17 protein-coding genes are annotated in these 17,435 nt (G+C 71.3%); 7 read left to right on the top strand and 10 right to left on the bottom strand.

All coding sequences use genetic code 11. The features are described from left to right. Positions 1-11: 11 nt before the first annotated feature. Entirely contained in the window at positions 12-1,526 is a 1,515-nt protein-coding gene (locus tag OG735_RS17060) for an aromatic amino acid ammonia-lyase (protein WP_327328353.1), read from the top strand. Beyond that, complete coding sequence (locus OG735_RS17055) at positions 1,523-2,359, top strand: MurR/RpiR family transcriptional regulator (protein ID WP_327324028.1); 837 nt, start codon at positions 1,523-1,525, stop codon at positions 2,357-2,359. Before OG735_RS17060 ends, OG735_RS17055 begins: the two co-directional genes overlap by 4 nt. A gap of 84 nt (positions 2,360-2,443) precedes the next feature. Here OG735_RS17055 and OG735_RS17050 read toward each other — a convergent pair whose 3' ends face one another. The 6 genes from OG735_RS17050 to OG735_RS17025 form a co-directional block, all read right to left on the bottom strand. Continuing rightward, entirely contained in the window at positions 2,444-2,818 is a 375-nt protein-coding gene (locus tag OG735_RS17050; RefSeq protein ID WP_327324027.1) for a hypothetical protein, read from the bottom strand. A gap of 53 nt (positions 2,819-2,871) precedes the next feature. After that, the gene (iscB, locus tag OG735_RS17045) at positions 2,872-4,389 is read right to left on the bottom strand and encodes an RNA-guided endonuclease IscB (protein WP_327324026.1); all 1,518 of its coding nucleotides are present in this window, start codon (positions 4,387-4,389) and stop codon (positions 2,872-2,874) included. Positions 4,390-4,623: 234 nt separating this feature from the next. Further along, positions 4,624-5,052 (bottom strand): roadblock/LC7 domain-containing protein, encoded by a 429-nt coding sequence (locus OG735_RS17040; RefSeq protein ID WP_327324025.1) that lies wholly within the window; start codon positions 5,050-5,052, stop codon positions 4,624-4,626. A gap of 37 nt (positions 5,053-5,089) precedes the next feature. Continuing rightward, positions 5,090-5,926 carry a transcriptional regulator gene (locus OG735_RS17035; RefSeq protein ID WP_327324024.1) on the bottom strand — a complete coding sequence of 279 codons (837 nt, stop codon included), beginning with the start codon at positions 5,924-5,926 and terminating at the stop codon, positions 5,090-5,092. Beyond that, a complete protein-coding gene (locus OG735_RS17030) occupies positions 5,923-6,360 on the bottom strand; it encodes a hypothetical protein (RefSeq protein ID WP_327324023.1) in 438 nt (145 codons plus the stop codon). The genes OG735_RS17035 and OG735_RS17030 overlap by 4 nt, the downstream gene beginning before the upstream one ends. Before the next feature lie 203 nt (positions 6,361-6,563). Continuing rightward, the gene (locus tag OG735_RS17025; RefSeq protein WP_327324022.1) at positions 6,564-7,883 is read right to left on the bottom strand and encodes a diaminopimelate decarboxylase; all 1,320 of its coding nucleotides are present in this window, start codon (positions 7,881-7,883) and stop codon (positions 6,564-6,566) included. A 118-nt stretch (positions 7,884-8,001) separates the two neighbouring features. On the opposite strand from OG735_RS17025, the gene hutU reads away from it, so the two are divergent. From hutU to hutI, 4 genes are read left to right on the top strand one after another with little or no spacing between them, the layout of a single operon-like run. Then, the gene (hutU, locus tag OG735_RS17020; protein ID WP_327324021.1) at positions 8,002-9,666 is read left to right on the top strand and encodes a urocanate hydratase; all 1,665 of its coding nucleotides are present in this window, start codon (positions 8,002-8,004) and stop codon (positions 9,664-9,666) included. Between the two features lie 56 nt (positions 9,667-9,722). After that, on the top strand, positions 9,723-10,913 hold the full coding sequence (locus OG735_RS17015; protein WP_327328352.1) for an allantoate amidohydrolase: 1,191 nt from the start codon (positions 9,723-9,725) through the stop codon (positions 10,911-10,913). Continuing rightward, complete coding sequence (locus OG735_RS17010; RefSeq protein WP_327324020.1) at positions 10,904-12,253, top strand: formimidoylglutamate deiminase; 1,350 nt, start codon at positions 10,904-10,906, stop codon at positions 12,251-12,253. Before OG735_RS17015 ends, OG735_RS17010 begins: the two co-directional genes overlap by 10 nt. Positions 12,254-12,282: 29 nt before the next feature. After that, a complete protein-coding gene (hutI, locus tag OG735_RS17005) occupies positions 12,283-13,452 on the top strand; it encodes an imidazolonepropionase (RefSeq protein WP_327324019.1) in 1,170 nt (389 codons plus the stop codon). On the opposite strand, the gene OG735_RS17000 is transcribed toward hutI, so the two are convergent. The 3 genes from OG735_RS17000 to OG735_RS16990 all read right to left on the bottom strand — a co-directional run bounded on the left by OG735_RS17000 (position 13,431) and on the right by OG735_RS16990 (position 15,106). Further along, positions 13,431-14,297 (bottom strand): SDR family oxidoreductase, encoded by an 867-nt coding sequence (locus OG735_RS17000; RefSeq protein WP_327324018.1) that lies wholly within the window; start codon positions 14,295-14,297, stop codon positions 13,431-13,433. The two genes, hutI and OG735_RS17000, sit on opposite strands and share 22 nt — an antisense overlap. 117 nt (positions 14,298-14,414) lie before the next feature. Beyond that, positions 14,415-14,819: a GtrA family protein gene (locus tag OG735_RS16995; protein ID WP_327324017.1), complete on the bottom strand. Its 405-nt coding sequence runs from the start codon at positions 14,817-14,819 to the stop codon at positions 14,415-14,417. Next, on the bottom strand, positions 14,816-15,106 hold the full coding sequence (locus OG735_RS16990; RefSeq protein WP_327324016.1) for a glycosyltransferase: 291 nt from the start codon (positions 15,104-15,106) through the stop codon (positions 14,816-14,818). The genes OG735_RS16995 and OG735_RS16990 overlap by 4 nt, the downstream gene beginning before the upstream one ends. Positions 15,107-15,502: 396 nt before the next feature. On the opposite strand from OG735_RS16990, the gene OG735_RS16985 reads away from it, so the two are divergent. Beyond that, positions 15,503-16,600, top strand: coding sequence for a class I SAM-dependent methyltransferase (locus tag OG735_RS16985; protein ID WP_327324015.1), 1,098 nt, complete (start codon positions 15,503-15,505; stop codon positions 16,598-16,600). On the opposite strand, the gene OG735_RS16980 is transcribed toward OG735_RS16985, so the two are convergent. Beyond that, positions 16,597-17,355 carry a hypothetical protein gene (locus OG735_RS16980; RefSeq protein WP_327324014.1) on the bottom strand — a complete coding sequence of 253 codons (759 nt, stop codon included), beginning with the start codon at positions 17,353-17,355 and terminating at the stop codon, positions 16,597-16,599. The two genes, OG735_RS16985 and OG735_RS16980, sit on opposite strands and share 4 nt — an antisense overlap. Positions 17,356-17,435: the final 80 nt, after the last annotated feature.

The raw sequence follows: 17,435 nt of genomic DNA, 5'->3' as shown, positions 1-17,435 counted from the left end.
GGTTGCGCGTGATGTCGTCCCGCATGGTGGACTCGCCCACCGGCATCGTGGTCCTCGACGGACAGAGCCTCCCGGTCGCGGACATCGTCCGACTGGCCGATGGCGCGGCCCGTCCCGTACCCGGATCCGAAGCGGTCAAGCGCGTCGAGATCTCCTGGGACGCCGCGCGGGAGCTCGCCGCCTCGGGCCGGGTGTACGGGCGCTCCACCGGCGTCGGTGCCAACCGGAACGAGGATGTACCGACCGAGGCCGCCGCCGACCACGGGCTGCGGCTGCTGCGCTCGCACGCCGGCGCGATCGGCGATCCGCTGCCGGCCCGACAGGTCCGGGCCATGCTCGCCGTACGGGCCAACCAGCTGCTCGCGGGCGGTGCCGGGCTGCGGCCCGGCGTCGTCACCGCGCTCTGCGAGGCGCTGGAGAGCGGTGCGTATCCCGTCGTCAACGAGTTCGGCTCGGTCGGCACCGGCGATATCGCGGCCCTGGCGCAGCTGGGCCTCGCGCTGGCCGGTGAGCACCCTTGGGAGGGCGGCCCGCCGCCCGAGGCGCAGGCCCTCGACAACAACGACGCCCTGGCCCTGATCAGCTCCAACGCCCTCACTCTCGGGCAGGCCGCGCTCGCCCTGGACGAGCTGCGCGCCCTCGTCTCGGCCACCGAGCTGGTCGCCGCGCTCTCGCTGCTCGCGGTCGACGGCTCCTACGAGGCGTACGCCGAACCCGTGCACGCGGCCCGCCCGCATCCCGGCACGTACGCCGTCGCCACCAGGATGCGGCGGCTGCTCGGTGCGCCCGAGCGGCCCACACCGCCGCTCGGCCGGATCCAGGATCCGTACGGATTCCGCTGTCTGCCGCAGATCCACGGGCCCGCCCAGGACGCTGCGGACGCGCTGGAGCGGACCCTCGCCGTCGAGATCAACGCGGCCGCCGAGAACCCGCTGATCCGTGCGTCCGACATGGCGGCGTACCACCACGGCGGCTTCTACATGGCCCAACTGGCCCTGGACCTGGACCACTTCAGGCTCGCAATAATCCAGACCGCGCGGCTGTCCACCTCCCGGCTCTCCGCCCTGAACGAGCCCGCCTTCACCCGGCTGCGGCCCTTCCTCGCGGACGCGGAGGCGGCGAGCTCCGGCGTGATGATCCTCGAGTACGCGGCCGGCGCGGCCCTCGGTGATCTGCGGGCCTTTTCCGCCCCCGCCTCGCTCGGCCACGCGGTACTGTCCCGAGGCGTCGAGGAGCAGGCCGGCTTCGCCTCGCTCGCGGCGCGCCAGACACTGCGGGCGGGCGGCGCGTACCGGCTCGTCGTCGGCTGCGAACTCGTCGCCGCGGTACGGGCGTTGCGCCAGCGCGGGTTGCGGCCGGATCCGGAGCTCCCGGTGGGCAGGGCCTTCGAGCTGGCCGAGACCGTACTGAACGACGAGCTCGCCGACCGGCCGCTGACCGATGATGTGACGGGGGCGGCGGCGCTGCTCGACCGGTTCACGGATCTGATGACGGAGACGACCGACCTGATGAGGGGGATGGCATGAGCGACAGCCCTGCCGCACGGCTGCAGCAGCTCTTCGAGGGGCACCGGCTCACCCCCACCCAGCGGCGTATCGCACACAGCATGGTGCGCCGGGCCGCCGATGCGCCGTTCCTGTCCAGCGTGGAACTCGCCGAACTGGCGGGGGTCAGCCAGCCGTCCGTCACCCGCTTCGCCGTCGCGCTGGGCTTCGACGGCTATCCGGCGCTGCGCAAGTATCTGCGGGAGGTCGCGCCCGAGGAGAGCGAGGCCGGGAAGGACACGTACAACGAGTACCAGCAGGCGGTGCAGGCCGAGATCGAGAACCTGCGCCATCTGGCCGAACTGCTCGCCGACCCGGCCCCGGTCGAGCGCGCGGGCCGGCTGCTCGCCGCGTCCCGCCCGCTCCCGGTGCTCGGTCTGCGCGCCGCGTCCTCGCAGGCGCGCGGCTTCGCGTACTTCGCGGCCAAGGTGCATCCGGACGTGCGCCTGCTCGACGAGGGCGGCACGCTGCTCGCCGACCGCATCGACACGGCCCGACGGGCGGGCGCGAGCGCGCTGCTCTGCTTCGCGCTGCCGCGCCACCCCAAGGAGGTCGTGGAGGCGCTGGCGTACGCGCGCTCGGCGGGCCTGAAGGTGGTGACGGTCGCGGACTCGGCGTTCGCACCGGTGGCGCGCCACAGCGACCTGCTGATCCCGGCGGCGGTCGGCACGGGCCTGGCCTTCGACACGGCGTGCGCGCCGATGCTGCTGGGCCGGGTACTGCTGGAGGCGATGTGCGACGACCTGCCGGACGCGCAGGCGCGCCTGGAGGAGTTCGACACGAGAGCGGCGGCGCGGGGACTGTTCGTGGAGTAGCGGGGCTCCGCCGCGGACCCCGATCCCAGTCGCCGGCGGGGTTCCGTGCGGAGCCCCGCCGGCGACTGAGGACACCGGAGGCGGTCAGACCTCCAGCTCGGCCTCGATCTTCTTCAACTGGTGCCTGGCCATGGCGAGGTTCGCCCGGTCCTTGTCGAGCGCCAGATAGAGGAACAGACCGTTGGCCCCGCGGCCCTTCATCAGCCGGATCAGGTGGTACTGGGAGCCGAGCGTGATCAGGATGTCCTCGATGCTGTCCTTGAGCCCGAGCTGCTCCATGGTGCGCACCTTGGCGCGCACCACATCGGTGTTGCCCGCCGCGGCGACCGACAGGTCCAGGTCCTTTCCGCCGCCGACAGTGCCGAGGGCCATTCCGCTGCTGTAGTCGACGAGTGCGGCGCCGATGGCGCCCTCGATGACAGTGATGGCTTCCTTGAGGGCGCTTTCGGTAGTGGCCATGAGATGCGCACTTCCTTTCCGTCTGCTGGGTGTTCGCGATGGTGTGCCGGTCATCAGGTGTCCTTCGTGGATACCCCGGCTGTCAGGCCGGGGAGGAAACGAAGCTCTTGCGGAACAGGACAGCGGGTAGGTGATTCGCCGTCAGGCGGACCGCCGTCGTATGAACCTCGGCTTTGGGTCAAGGCGTTGCTTCTTCGGGTTGGCGGGCGTAGGCGTATCCGTCGGCCCGCTGGAGTAGACGGAAGCGCTTGTGCCGGGCCGTGTAGAGGCCGCTCGCGGTACGGACGGCGAAGTTCCCGGAGGAGCGGACCGCGACCCGGCCGGTGTGGGTGCCCGCGTTCTTCCCCGACGGGACGACGGCGCGGACGAGGGTCGCCGGTGGCGAAGCCGAAGAATTGCTTCTGCCGTGGCAGGCGCAGGCGGGGGAAGCCGTGCTTGTCGGTGCGGGTGCGGGCGTACTGGCCGCGCCCGGTGGATCCGACGACCAGCACGGTGCGGGGCACGGCGGTGACGGTGTCGAGGGTGCCGACGGCCAGGGCATCGAGGGTGTGGGTCTTGGGCAGGCCGGTGCGGGTGCGGTTCCACTTGGTGCGGCCGCCGGAGGCGGTGTGGGTGGGGAACCGCGTGTCCAGGGCCCGCCACAAGGCCCACCGGGTGGCGTTGACAGCGGCGGCATCCCTCAGCGGGGCCTTCGCTCGTTTCAGAATCTCGGCAGCGCGCTTGGGTGTGAACTCCTCGACGGGCCGACTGCCCTTGGCCTGGTTGCAGGGGATGCACGCCAGGACCAGGTTCGAGACCCGGTCGGATCCGCCCCGGCTGCGGGGGTGGACGTGGTCGGTGTTCAGCGGCACACCCGTCGCGCCGCAGTAGATGCAGGCGCGGCCGAACTTCGCGAGGAGGTACTCGCGGATCTCCTTGCCGTGCAGGGTGCCGTGCTGGTACTCGGCGCCCTCGAGCGGCTTCCCGGCGCTGATGGCGTGGGTGTCGAACGCGACCCGCTCGACGTGCACGGCCTTGACGGGTGCCCAGCGGGCGAGACGGTCCATCCATGAGGTGGTGGTGTTAACGCGGTGGCGCAGGCTCGGCGGTAGCCATTTCTTCGGGCGGGTGCGGTTGAGGAAACGGGGGGCGCGGTAGCGCAGGTTCCGGCTGCGGCGGGCCCGCCGGCAGGCGGCGCGCTGCTCCAGCTTTTTGCGGATCGTGGCGCCTCGGTGGTCGAGCTGGATGCTGTACCGGCCCCGGCGCTCCCCGGTGACGGTGGTGAAGACGGCGATGCCGGTGTGCTTGCTGCCGGGGTCGATACCGATCTCGACACCGTCGACCTCCGAGTGGGTGGCGGTGCGGTCCTTCAGGCGGATCACGAACGGTGTGTGCCGGGCCACGACTGCCCGGCCGGATGCCAGGAGCCTGCGGGCCCTGGCCGGGGTGGTGGGCTGGAGCGGGGTGCCGTGCTTGTCCAGGACGAACACGGCGGGGTCGGCCTCACGGCCGGACTCCCGGACCTGGTGGTCCGGGGTGACGCCACCGGCAGCAGGCACGCTGCTGGTGGTCTCCCCTCGCACATGTTCCACGCCGGGTGCCTTGCGGCGTCCGAGCCCCGTTTCGTCCCTGATCCCGGGGTTGTCTGCTGACTCGAATTCCAGGGCCAACTGCTGAGGAAGCACAGGTGGGTGGGTCTTCTGTCCTGCGTGGAACGTAGCCAACTTGGGTCACCTCCCATGGGTGTTGGCTGGTGCTGGTAATGGCGGGCTCTCAGCCGGCCGGGCTGAAAGCCCCCGCCCCCAGGCGGGGGATCCCGTTACGGGTCAGGTGTTCTCCGGTCGTTCGAGTGCGCCGTCGACCAGCTCGCCGATGCGGGCGCCGGAGCGGCGGGCCTCGAGGTGGAGCCGTCCCACGTTGATGCGTGGCTCGGCCAGGAGGGTGAGGACGGCCGAGGAACCCGCCGCGTAGGTCGCGACGTATCCCCGCTCGCCCTTGACCAGCAGCTCGCGGAAGCCCCCCTGCCCGGTGGCCTCGGTCAGCCGCAGTGCGACGCCGAGGGCGGCGGCGGTCAGCGCGGCAACGCTCTCCGCTTCCGTGGTGTCGGCCGCCAGCGCGAGGCCGTCGGTGCTGGCGGCGAGTGCGCCGGTCACCTGCGGCACGCGCACGCGCAGCTTCTTCAGTTCAGCGAGCACGTCGGCCTCGGCCGTCATGAGCTGTCTCCTCTCGGCGCGCAGCCTCAGCGCGCGTCTCATGACGGTGCGCAATGGACCTGGTGTACGGAGCGGTGCGTCACAGGTTTGCCTCCAGGGCGTCGCGGAGCCGGCGGAGCAGGGCGGAGTCCAGGACGGACGGGGGCTCGGCGGTGTCCCGAAAGGCAGCGCGCTCGCGGGGAGCCGTGGTCTCGGGCAAGGCAGCGGGCTCACTCGGCGCCGCGGTCTCAGGAACGGCGGCGGGCTCGCTGGGCGCGGAGGACCCGACGGGCGTCGCGATGAGCCCCTCGGCGGCCAGCCTGCGCACCTCGATCAGGGTGTTGAAGGCGGGGCGTCCCAGTTCCCGGGCGACCACAGCCGGCGTACGTACGCCGTCGGCGAGGTCCAGCAGCGACTGCCGGCGGGGCCCGACCGCCCGTCCCGCGGTGCGCGGGCAGCGCACCAGCGGCGCGGTGTCGACCGCGGGGTAGGGCCACACGGCATCCAGCAGCCGGCTGCGGCGCTGGGCCTCGCGCTCGACAACTTGGGTGGGCACCGGACGCACCCGGCCGATCCAGTGGACGACGCCGTAGCGGAAGCGGGTCGGACCACTGGCGGGCGCCAAGGCGAAGAAGGCGGCGTCGAACAGCGCGCCGAGATGGCAGATCTCCAGCTCGCCGCCCGCCACTTGGCCGCTGTCGACGAGGAAGCGGGCGACCTCGCCGCGCGAGCCGGCCCGCGCGACCGCGTCCGCCCAGCTGCCGGGCTCCAGCCGGCCGCGCGCGGTCAGCAGGACGTCGAGTCCGGGTGCATCGGGGCTCTCGGCGTGGACGACCTGGCCGTCGGCCAGATAGAGGGCTCCGTGGTCGCGTACCAGCACGCCGGTGGCGCGCTCGTCCGCGAGTCTGACGAGCATCGGGGAGACGGCCGCTCTCATCCGAGCACCAGTCTTTCGGCGAGGTTCTGGAGGCGCAGCCGGGCCAGTGCGAGATTGCCCAGGTCCCGGTCGAGCCACAGATGCAGGAACACGCTGCTGTCGAAGGTGGTCTCCACGAAACGCACCACGTGATAGCCGGTGCGGGTGGTGACGATGAGGTCCTCGACGGGCGGCCCCTCGACCTTGTCCTCAGCCTCGCCTTCCCGGTCCGGGCCTTCACTCCCGTACGCCGTGGGCTCCTTGGGCGCGAACGTCGTGTACTCGGTCGCCATCCTGGCCAGTTCCGCCGTCTCCGCGGCGGTGGCCTCGTGGTCGCTGCCCGGCGACTCACCGACCGCGCCGAGCGCGAGCCCGCTGATCCAGTCCACGATGGATGCTCCGCGCGCGCCCGGCACCAGCATGGCTTCCAGCAGACACTCGTCGATTCCGGGCACGCGGATTCCCCTCTCCGCCACGGCGCGCCGCGCGCACTGATGTGCGGCAGTGACGAACAAGTTACGCAACGTTGCTGCCGCTGGGGGGAGTTGGGGCATTTTCCATCGGAACATGCCCCTGGCCCGGTAGGGTCCGCCGGCATCGCCCGTTTCTGATGTTTTGAGGCCGGGCCGTCCGGCATGCGCGGATGCGGGCGGTCGGCTCAGTGGGCGGTCAGCGCGTCCGCGTGCGCGCCGCCCGACTCGGCGACGATCTCCGCGAGGCTCTGCGGGGTCCGGACGGTGGTGAACCGCACCGACCCGTCCACAGCGGTGGCAAAGCCGTGGACGCCGGGCCGGGGCAGGCTGTTGTAGCCGTAGTGGTTCGAGAAGTAGTACGCGCCGGTGTCCAGCGCAGCGATCACATCGCCCTGCTCCAGCAGCGGCAGCGGGCGCGCCTCGGCGAGCAGGTCGCCCGCGAAGCAGGCGGGTCCCGCGATGTCCTGGGCGACGGCGGCACCGTCCTTGGGACGGCCCTCGGCGTCGTACGCGGCGATGCGCAGCGGCCACGAGACGGGGTCGTACACCGTACGGGTGGCGATCTGGACGCCGGCGTGGGTGACCGCGATGGGGCGGGACCCGGAGGTCTTGGCGTACTCGACGCGGGCGAGGACGGCGCCGTTCTTGGCGAGCAGGGACCGGCCGAACTCGGTGACGAGGCCGTAGCGGCCGTCGAGCAGCCCGGGGACCAGCTCCTTCAGCAGTCGGGCGTACTCGGCGAAGGTGGGCGACTCCTCGTCGGAGGCGAAGTTGACCGGGAGGCCGCCGCCGATGTCGACCGTGTCGATCTGCTGCCGGCCCGCCGCGACGTTGATCTCCTCGGCCAGCTCGTACACGGCCCGGATGCCCTGTGCCATGAGAGTGAGCGGCATGCCCTGGGAGCCGGAGTGGGCATGCAGCCGGGTCAGCCACGGGCGGTCGAGATATGCGCGTACGACCCGGTCGCGGGCGCCTTCGTCGCGCAGCGCGACACCGAATTTGGAGGTCGCGGTGGCCGTCGACAGGGCTCCGATGGCGCCGCCGCCGACCTGCGGATTGACGCGCAGGCCGAGCGGGGACCGGGTGGCGGCGGAGTGGACGAGGGCGTCGATACGCGCGAGCTCCTGCGGATTGTCGGCGTTGACGGCGATCCCGAGGGTGAGGGCCTCGCGCAGTTCGGCGGGCGTCTTGGCGGGAGAGTCGAGCACCGTGTGGTCGGTGGGCACACCGGCGGCGCGGGCCAGCGCCAGCTCACCCGGGCTGGCGACCTCCGCGCCGATGCCTTCGGCGTGCAGCAGCGCGAGTACCGGGACCAGCGGCGCGGCTTTCACGGCGAAGGCGTGCAGTACGGGGGCGTCGGTGACGGCGGCGAAGGCGTCCCGCAGCGCGGCCGCCGAGGCGCGGATACCGGCCACGTCGAGGAGCGCGGCCACCGGCTGCGCCTCGCTGAGAAGACCCTGCTCCACTGCCGCTCGTACGGCCTGATCCCGACGGTCCTTAGCCATGTGCGCCAGCCAATCACCCGGTGGGCCGGGCCGCAGCTGTTGACTAAGACTATTCAGACCGACAAGATGTGAATAGATAACCCAACAGTCATGGTCGCAGTCGCGAGGAGGCATTGCCATGTCAGGACCCCGCCCCGTACGGGCACCGCGCGGTACGGAACTGAGCGCCCTGGGATGGCAGCAGGAAGCCGCCCTCCGCATGCTCCAGAACAACCTCGACCCCGAGGTCGCCGAACACCCCGACAAGCTCGTCGTCTACGGCGGCACCGGCAAGGCGGCCCGCGACTGGCGCTCCTACGACGCGATGGTGCGCACGCTGCAGACCCTGAGGCAGGACGAGACGATGCTCGTCCAGTCCGGCCGTCCCGTCGGCGTGATGCAGACGCACGAGTGGGCGCCGCGGGTGCTCATCGCCAACTCCAACCTGGTCGGCGACTGGGCGAACTGGGAGGAGTTCCGGCGCCTGGAGGCCCTCGGCCTGACCATGTACGGCCAGATGACGGCCGGCTCCTGGATCTACATCGGCACGCAGGGCATCCTGCAGGGCACCTACGAGACGTTCGCCGCCGTCGCCGCGAAGAAGTTCGGCGGCACGCTCGCCGGGACGATCACCCTGACGGCCGGTCTGGGCGGCATGGGCGGCGCGCAGCCGCTCGCCGTGACGATGAACGACGGCGTTGCGATCTGTATCGACGTCGACCCGCGCGCGATCGAGCGCCGTATCGAGCACCGCTACCTGGATGTGCGCGCGAACTCGCTGGAGCACGCGCTCCAGCTCGCCGTCGAGGCCCGCGACGCCCGCAAGCCGCTCTCCATCGGCCTGCTCGGCAACGCCGCGGAGCTGCTGCCGCGGATGCTCGCCGAGGGCGCGCCCATCGACATCGTGACCGACCAGACCTCGGCCCACGACCCGCTCGCCTACCTGCCGATCGGCGTCGACTTCGACGACATGGCGTCGTACGCGGCGGAGAAGCCCGCGGACTTCACCCAGCGCGCGCGTGAGTCGATGGCCAAGCATGTCGAGGCGATGGTCGGCTTCATGGACGCCGGTGCCGAGGTCTTCGACTACGGCAACTCCATCCGCGGCGAGGCCCAACTGGCAGGTTATGAGCGGTCGTTCGCCTTCCCCGGCTTCGTCCCCGCCTATATCCGGCCGCTCTTCTGCGAGGGCAAGGGCCCGTTCCGCTGGGCGGCCCTGTCCGGCGAGGCCTCGGACATCCACAAGACCGACAAGGCGATGCTCGAGCTCTTCCCGGAGAACGAGTCGCTGCACCGCTGGATCAAGATGGCCGGCGAGCGCGTCCACTTCCAGGGCCTGCCGGCGCGTATCTGCTGGCTCGGCTACGGCGAGCGCGACAAGGCGGGCGAGCGCTTCAACGACATGGTGGCGTCCGGCGAGCTGGCCGCCCCGCTGGCGATCGGCCGCGACCACCTGGACTGCGGCTCCGTCGCATCCCCGTACCGCGAGACCGAGGCCATGCTGGACGGGTCGGACGCGATCGCCGACTGGCCGCTGCTCAACGCCATGGTCAACGTGGCCTCGGGCGCGAGCTGGGTGTCGATCCACCACGGCGGCGGCGTCGGCATGGGCCGCTCCATCCACGCCGGGCAGGTCTCGGTGGCGGACGGCACCAAGCTCGCGGGCGAGAAGATCCGCCGCGTACTGACCAACGACCCGGGCATGGGTGTCATCCGCCATGTGGACGCGGGCTACGACATCGCCGAGTCGGTCGCGGACGAGCGCGGCGTGCGCGTCCCGATGCGCGAGGGCGACCCGGCGTGACCGTGAACGCTCCCAGCGGCCCCCCCGCCGGACCGGCGGGGGCCTCCTTCCACGAGATGTGGCGGGACCTCGCACCCATCGGCCGCGACGCCGGCAGCCGCGGCTACCGCCGCTACGCCTGGACCGGCGCCGACGCCGACTGCCGCGCCTGGTTCAAGGCACAGGCCGAAACCCGCGGCCTGACGTACGAGCTCGACCGCAACGGCAACCAGTGGGCCTGGCTCGGCGATCCGCTCGCCGAGGGTGCCGTCGTCACCGGCTCCCACCTGGACTCGGTCCCCGACGGCGGCGCCTTCGACGGCCCGCTCGGCGTGGTCTCCTCCTTCGCCGCGCTCGACGAACTTCGCGGCAGGGGAGCACAGTTCACCCGGCCCCTCGCCATCACCAACTTCGGTGACGAGGAGGGCGCCCGCTTCGGTCTCGCCTGCGTGGGCTCCCGTCTCGCCTCCGGACAGCTGACGCCCGAAGCGGCGTACGCGCTGCGCGACGGCGACGGGGTGTCGCTCCCGCAGGCCATGGAGGCGGCCGGGTACGACCCGTCCGCCATCGGACCGGACCCGGAACGGCTGGCCCGTATCGGCGCGTTCGTCGAGCTCCATGTCGAGCAGGGCCGGGCGCTGGACCTGTCCGGCGACCGCGTCGGCATCGCATCCGCGATCTGGCCGCACGGCCGCTGGCGGTTCGACTTCCACGGCGAGGCCAACCACGCCGGCACGACGCGGCTCGTCGACCGCCGCGACCCGATGCTGACGTACGCCGAGACGGTCCTCGCCGCCCGCCGCGAGGCCGAGCTCGCGGGCGCGGTCGCCACGTTCGGCAAGATCTCCGTCGAGCCGAACGGCGTCAACGCGATCCCGTCGCTGGTGCGCGGCTGGCTGGACTCGCGCGCCGCCGACCAGACCACGCTCGACACGGTCGTCTCCGCGATCGAGCGGGCGGCGCAGGAGCGGGCCGAGCGGGACGGCGTCGACCTGCGTGTCGTGCGCGAATCCTTCACCCCGGTGATCGAGTTCGAGCACGCGCTGCGCGACGAGCTGAACAAGATCCTCGGCGGCTCCGTCCCCGTGCTCGGTACGGGCGCGGGACATGACGCGGGTATTTTGTCCGGTTCGATCCCGACCGCCATGCTGTTCGTACGCAATCCCACCGGCGTCTCGCACTCCCCGGCGGAGTTCGCCGCCGAGGACGACTGCGTGGCCGGGGTGATCGCACTCGCCGACGTACTGGAGGGCCTGGCGTGCAGGTGACGTACTGGGCGGAACACGCCTGGCTGGACACGAACGTCGAGCCGGGCGTGGCGCTCGAGGTGACGGACGGCCGGATCACGGCGGTACGCAAGGGGGCCGAGGCCCCGCCGCCGGGCGCCGTGGTGCTGCGCGGCCTGACCATCCCGGGCCTCGCGAACGCACACTCGCACGCCTTCCACCGCGCCCTGCGGGGCACGGTACAGGTGGGCTCGGGGACCTTCTGGACCTGGCGCGAGGTCATGTACCAGGTCGCGTCGCAGCTGACGCCCGAGACGTACTTCTCGCTCGCCCGGGCGGTCTACGCGGAGATGGCGCTGGCCGGGATCACGGCGGTCGGCGAGTTCCACTATCTGCACCACGCGCCGGGCGGTGTCGCGTACTCCGACCCGAACGCGATGGGCGAGGCACTGATCGCGGCGGCGGCGGACGCGGGTATCCGGATCACGCTGCTGGACACGGCATATCTGTCGTCCGCCATCAGGAACAAGCACAGTGGCGAGGCGCCGAACAAGCACCAGTTGCGCTTCTCCGACGGCACGGCAGAGGCATGGGCGGAACGGGCCTCCGCGCTGAAGAGCAGTGACCATGCGCTGATCGGCGCGGCGATCCACTCCGTACGCGCGGTGCCGGCCGCGCAGCTGAGCACGGTGGCTCAGTGGGCGGAGGCCCGCCGGGCCCCGCTCCATGTTCACCTCTCCGAGCAGACGGCGGAGAACGACGCGTGCCGGGCGGCATACGGCTGTACGCCCACGCGCCTGCTCGCCGACCACGGCGTACTGGGCCCACGCACGACGGGCGTCCACAACACGCACCTGACGAACGAGGACATCGCGCTGCTGGGCTCCTCCGTCACCGGCACCTGCATGTGCCCGACGACGGAACGCGACCTGGCGGACGGCATCGGCCCGGCGGCGACGCTGCAGCGGGAGGGCTCACCGCTGTCGCTCGGCAGCGACAGCCACGCGGTCATCGACCTGCTCGAAGAGGCCCGCGCCATGGAGCTGGACGAACGCCTGCGCACCCGGACACGCGGCCACTGGACGGCCGCGGCTCTCCTGCGGGCCGCGACCGAAGACGGCCACGCCGCACTGGGATGGCACGACGCGGGCCGCCTCGAGCCGGGCGCGTCGGCGGACTTCGCGACGGTGGCCCTGGACTCGGTCCGCACGGCGGGTCCGGTGCCGCGCCTGGCGGCGGAGACAGCGGTCTTCGCGGCGACGGCGGCGGATGTGCGCCACACGGTGGTGGCAGGCCGCCATGTGGTGCGGGACGGGGTGCACACGCTGATCCCGGATGTCGCGCGGGCGCTGGCCGAGTCGATCGCGGCCCTGCGCTCCTGACGCTGCGTGTCCCCCACCGAGAGGAACCCATGACCACCACCGTCATCACCAACATCGGCAGCCTCGTCACCAACGACCCCGCCCTCGGCGAAGGCCCCATCGGTCTCCTCCAGGACGCCGCCGTCGTCATCGACGGCGACCGCATCGCCTGGACCGGCCCCGCCGCAAGCGCGCCCGACGCCGACGAGGCGTACGACGCCGGCGGCCGCGCCGTCATCCCCGGCTTCGTCGACTCCCACTCCCACCTCCTCTTCGCCGGCGACCGCACCCAGGAGTTCAACGCCCGGATGTCCGGCCGCGCCTACTCCGCCGGCGGCATCCGCACCACCGTCGCCGCGACCCGCGCGGCCACCGACGAGGCGCTCGAAGCCAACCTCACGCGCTACCTCGACGAGGCCCTCCGCCAGGGCACCACCACCTTCGAGACCAAGTCCGGCTACGGGCTCACCGTCGAGGACGAGGCGCGCGCCCTTCGAATCGCCGCGCTCCACACCGACGAGGTCACCTACCTCGGCGCGCACATCGTCTCGCCCGACTACGCCGACGACCCCGCCGCGTATGTCGCCCTCGTCACCGGCGAGATGCTCGACGCCTGTGCTCCGTACGCCCGTTGGGTGGACGTCTTCTGCGAGAAGGGCGCCTTCGACGGCGACCAGGCCCGTGCGATCCTCACCGCCGGCAAGGCGAAGGGCCTGCACCCGCGCGTCCACGCCAACCAGCTCAGCTACGGCCCCGGCGTGCAGCTCGCCGTCGAGCTCGACGCCGCCTCCGCCGACCACTGCACGCACCTCACCGACGCGGACGTCGACGCGCTCGCCAACGGCGCGACCGTCGCCACGCTCCTCCCCGGCGCGGAGTTCTCCACCCGCGCGCAGTGGCCCGACGCCCGCCGCCTGCTCGACGCGGGTGTGACCGTCGCGCTGTCCACGGACTGCAACCCGGGCTCGTCCTTCACCTCCTCCGTTCCGTTCTGCATCGCGCTCGCCGTACGGGACATGGGCATGACCCCGGACGAGGCGATCTGGTCCGCCACGGCGGGCGGCGCGGCGGCCCTGCGCCGTACCGACATCGGCCGCATCACCCCCGGCGCCCGCGCGGATCTCGCCCTGCTCGATGCGCCGAGCCATGTCCATCTGGCCTACCGGCCGGGCGTGCCGCTCGTCTCGGAGGTCTGGCGTCAGGGCAAGAGGTGCCGGTAACTGCGCGGGTGCCCGGCCAGGTACGCGGTGAAGGTCTGCGCCGGACGGCCCGTCAGCCGTGGCACGACATCGGAGACGGTGGTCATCTCGCCGTTGGCGATGGCCTCGTAGGAGGACACCCAGCCGGCGACCTCCCACTGCTGCGCGCCGTACTTGGCCCGTGAGGCGTACGCCTCCTCGTGGGTCTCGGGCACATAGGTGACCTGTCGCCCGGTGAACCGGGTCAGCTCCGCGGCGGCCTCGTCGAGGGAGAGCGCCTCGGGTCCGGTGACGTCGTACGTCGCCCCGTCGTGCCCGTCCCCGAGCAGCACGGCAGCGGCGACATCCGCGATGTCCTCGTGCGCCACCGCCCCCACGCGCCCGTCCCCGGCGGGCCCGCGGATGACCCCGTCCGCGCCGGCCATGGCGGGCAGCCCGGCCAGATAGAGGTTGTCGCGAAGGAAGGTGTACGCGAGTCCTGTGCCCCGGATGTGTTCCTCGGTGTGCCAGTGGTCGCGCGCGAAGGTGAAGGTCGCATCGGGTGCGGCGCCCAGGAACGAGACGTACACGATGCGCCCGATCCCCGCCGCGACGGCCGCGTCCACGGCGGTGATGTGCTCCCGCACCCGGTCGGCCGCCTCGTGTGCCGACACCAGGAAGAGCGTGTCGGCCCCGTCGAGCGCCCGGCGCATGGCCTCCCCGTCCCCGTAGGCCGCGGGCGGCGCCTTGACGCATCCGGCGAGCTCCGGCAGCCGTCCGGGATCACGCCCCAGCAGCCGCGCGCCCACTCCCTGATCGGAGAGCCGCCGCGCGAGACGCCCGCCGATCTGTCCGCCGGCTCCGGTGACGGCGATGACTGGGGGCATGGGCGCGTCCTCTCGTCGTGCTGCTTTCTCCGAGGCTACGGCCGGGCCCGGTCGAACCCGGTGAGCAGCGCCTCGACAACGAAGCGGAAGCGCTCCGCGTCGCCCCCGCGTCGCCCCTTATGGGATGGTCCGCGCGACCTCCGGCTTCGCGCCGGAGGTGATGGCCCAGCGGGTGATCAGGAACGAGACGGGCATCACCAGCACGCCGGCGACGAGCGCCGAGAACTGTTCGTCCATGCGCAGCCGGCTCACGGCCAGATGAAGCAGGATGCCGCTGCCCGCGAGGTTGGCCAGTCCGGACAGTGGAAAGCGGAAGAAGGCCCGCCAGGTAGGGCGGGTTCGCAGTGTGATGTACGAGTTGAGCAGGAACGACCCGGCGAGGCTCACCGCGTATGCCAGTGCGTGGGCGGCCAGGTAGGGCATCCAGAGGTTCAGCACGACGTACACGGCGTAGTAGACCGCGGTGTTGGCGAGGCCGATCGCGGCGAAGACGGCGAACTGGTGAAGGGCGGGCGGGTTCATGGCTTGGGTGCCGCTGTGCCGGCGACGGGGAGGACGCGGGCGGGCCGCAGGGGGGCCGACTCGTTGCCGAAGTTCCGGCTGAAGGAGGTGCAGCGCACCTGCGGCGCGGTGGCCGCCCATTCCCGCAGCCGTTCTGCCGTACCGGCGCCGCTGCCGTCGTCGACGTAGCAGATCTCATAGGGCTCACCGATCGGCTCGAGCTCAGCGGTCAAGGCAGCACGAAAGGTTTCGATCACTTCATTCTCTTCGCAGCACGGCACGACGACCGAAATCCCGATCTCCGGCATGCCCACAGTGGAACACACCCGACGGTACGCACCGCGGTATGTGCTCCCTGCGTGGCGGTGGCATTCGCCATCGGTCCTTTCGCCGTGCCCGCACAGTCTGAACAGACGCTTTCGGTTGCCGCATTCAAAGCCGGCCATGACGGTAAACGTCGCCCACCCGGGTGACGATCAGCATGTCACCCACACCATGAGGGCGTGCGGCAGGTTCAGCGCGGCAGGATGCGTCATCGATGAGGCTCCCTGGCTGAAGAGTTGAGACATCGAATATCTCGCTCAACAGCCCGAGGGCCTCGTCTGTTACGTGCCATCGCCTCACCTGATCAGTGGCCACCCTGAAAATCCATAGTCAGGTGACATAGCGAAACGGTGCCATCCCGAAGGCCCGAAGGAGCTCCTATGGCTGCCCAAGAAACCCCGACCGCCTACGTCGGGGGCACCGGCGACATGGCCGCATCCCGGATGCGCTACCAATCCGAAATGAGTATCGGGGTGGATCGCTTCCTCGAGCCGCGGAACACCGAATGCCCCTGGTGCAATTCGGCCGCACTGAAGGTGCTGCTGCGGAGCCCGGATGTGGTCCAGCACAAGCCGGGGCGATTCACACTTGAGGAATGTGGTGGCTGCGGCCATGTGTTCCAGAACCCGCGTCTTACCCCGGAGGGGCTGGAATTCTATTACCGTGACTGCTACGACGGTTACCAAGAGGCCCTCCGGGAGAGGATGTTCAAGCTCCAGGCGGCCACCTACCGGGGGCGGATCGCGTTTCTCGACCGTCACGCCTCGCCCAAGGCCTGGCTGGACGTGGGAGCCGGGCACGGACACTTCTGCCGGGCGGCCCGCGCTCATTGGCCCAACGCCGTATTCGACGGCCTGGACTTCGGGGACGGGGTCGACAAGGGAGTACGCCGGGGCTGGATCGACCGGTCCCATCGCGGGCCGTTCCCCGAGCTGGCCGACGACCTGACGGGGCGCTACGACGTGGTGAGCATGCACCACTACCTGGAGCACACCCTTGATCCCTTCGCGGAGCTGGACGCGGCAGCCCGGGTGCTCCCGCCCGGGGGGCATCTGCTGATCGAGGTTCCCGACCCCGAGTGGCCGCTGAGCCGTGTCCTCGGCCGGCGCTGGAACCCGTGGTGCCAGCCCCAGCATCTGCACATGTTCCCGATCGGCAATCTCAAAGAGGCGCTGAGGAACCGCGGCCTGGACCCGGTGGCCGAAGAGCGCGGAATGGCACACCAGACGGGGGCCGACCTCCTGATGGCCACGGTGCAATTCTGGAACGCTCTGATGCCCGATCCCGACGCCCCCTGGCTGCCGAGCCGCGGCACCGGATACCGGATGTCACGGAAGGCGGCCCTCGTGGCGAAGGCCCCGTCTCTCGCTCTGGCGGGATTCCTCGATGTCCTCATCCTGCCGGCAGCGCGGTCGGCGAACCGGGGCAACGCCTACCGTGTACTGGCACGGAAGGCTCCGTATCGCGCCGAAGGCTAACTCTCCCTGTCCGTCGGCCGGTCCGTCGGCTTGTCCGTCGGACCGGTGCCCTCCTCCGCGGGCGTGCTGCCCGCCGGCTCCTTCTCGGCCCGTGCGATACGCGCGTTCATGATCAGCACAACGCCCGCCCCCAGCGCCCACACGCCCAGCAGCAGCGGCGTCAGCCACGCGGTCAGCGGCCCCGCCAGCGACACCACCGCCACCACGAAGCCCGCCCAGCCGAGCCAGGCCGGGATCGAGTGGGTCTCCTGCCCCGCCCGCCAGAGCGCGAAGAGCATCACCGCCGCGCCCGCCATCGACGCGATCATCGCTCCGTACGCCATGTTCAGCAGCAGGATGGCGAACAGCGCGGTCCCCGGGAGCACTGGGAACGCCTCGGAGTGGTTCGCCGTGATGGCGAAGACGTTCCCGGCGACCGCCGCGACCATGAGCAGGGCCGCGAAGACCGTGCCGCCCACCAGCACCAGGTGGGAGCGGTTGCCGGCCAGCCGGGCGAGGGCGACCAGGAAGAACAGGAAGAGCAGGCCCGACACCAGCAGTATCAGGGCCGTGGCCTCCGACAGGTCCCGATTGCTGCCCTTGAGGTAGTAGAAGAAGACGTGCCTGAGCGCGCCGCTCCCCTTGGTGCCGGGAGTGCCCATCCACAGAGCTTGCCCGGCGATCAGCAGCCCACCGGCCACCAGCCCGGCTATCCCGGGCCAGAGGTCTCTGTGCTGAGCGGGCAGGGCAGGTTCTGTGCCTTGCGACGCCATCATTGTTGCCTCCCACGGGAGCATCCCCGAGAAAGGGTCTTTGTCCCATTTTCTCACTGACGGCCGAGTCGGCACGGCGGGCA

The organism is Streptomyces sp. NBC_01210 (genome assembly GCF_036010325.1).
GTDB lineage: Bacteria > Actinomycetota > Actinomycetes > Streptomycetales > Streptomycetaceae > Streptomyces.
The sequence above is the reverse complement of the archived record's forward strand: the minus strand, read 5'-3'. Positions and strand labels throughout refer to the sequence as shown.

Excerpts from the sequence above, each read along its gene's own strand:
- OG735_RS16990 (WP_327324016.1), bottom strand. The coding sequence starts at position 15,106 with ATGCCGGAGATCGGGATTTCGGTCGTCGTGCCGTGCTGCGAAGAGAAT.
- hutU (WP_327324021.1), top strand. The coding sequence starts at position 8,002 with ATGTCAGGACCCCGCCCCGTACGGGCACCGCGCGGTACGGAACTGAGC.
- OG735_RS17025 (WP_327324022.1), bottom strand. The coding sequence starts at position 7,883 with ATGGCTAAGGACCGTCGGGATCAGGCCGTACGAGCGGCAGTGGAGCAG.
- OG735_RS17055 (WP_327324028.1), top strand. The coding sequence starts at position 1,523 with ATGAGCGACAGCCCTGCCGCACGGCTGCAGCAGCTCTTCGAGGGGCAC.
- OG735_RS16985 (WP_327324015.1), top strand. The coding sequence starts at position 15,503 with ATGGCTGCCCAAGAAACCCCGACCGCCTACGTCGGGGGCACCGGCGAC.
- OG735_RS17035 (WP_327324024.1), bottom strand. The coding sequence starts at position 5,926 with ATGAGAGCGGCCGTCTCCCCGATGCTCGTCAGACTCGCGGACGAGCGC.
- hutI (WP_327324019.1), top strand. The coding sequence starts at position 12,283 with ATGACCACCACCGTCATCACCAACATCGGCAGCCTCGTCACCAACGAC.
- OG735_RS17060 (WP_327328353.1), top strand. The coding sequence starts at position 12 with ATGTCGTCCCGCATGGTGGACTCGCCCACCGGCATCGTGGTCCTCGAC.
- OG735_RS17015 (WP_327328352.1), top strand. The coding sequence starts at position 9,723 with ATGTGGCGGGACCTCGCACCCATCGGCCGCGACGCCGGCAGCCGCGGC.
- OG735_RS17040 (WP_327324025.1), bottom strand. The coding sequence starts at position 5,052 with ATGAGACGCGCGCTGAGGCTGCGCGCCGAGAGGAGACAGCTCATGACG.
- OG735_RS17000 (WP_327324018.1), bottom strand. The coding sequence starts at position 14,297 with ATGCCCCCAGTCATCGCCGTCACCGGAGCCGGCGGACAGATCGGCGGG.
- OG735_RS17050 (WP_327324027.1), bottom strand. The coding sequence starts at position 2,818 with ATGGCCACTACCGAAAGCGCCCTCAAGGAAGCCATCACTGTCATCGAG.
- OG735_RS16980 (WP_327324014.1), bottom strand. The coding sequence starts at position 17,355 with ATGATGGCGTCGCAAGGCACAGAACCTGCCCTGCCCGCTCAGCACAGA.
- OG735_RS16995 (WP_327324017.1), bottom strand. The coding sequence starts at position 14,819 with ATGAACCCGCCCGCCCTTCACCAGTTCGCCGTCTTCGCCGCGATCGGC.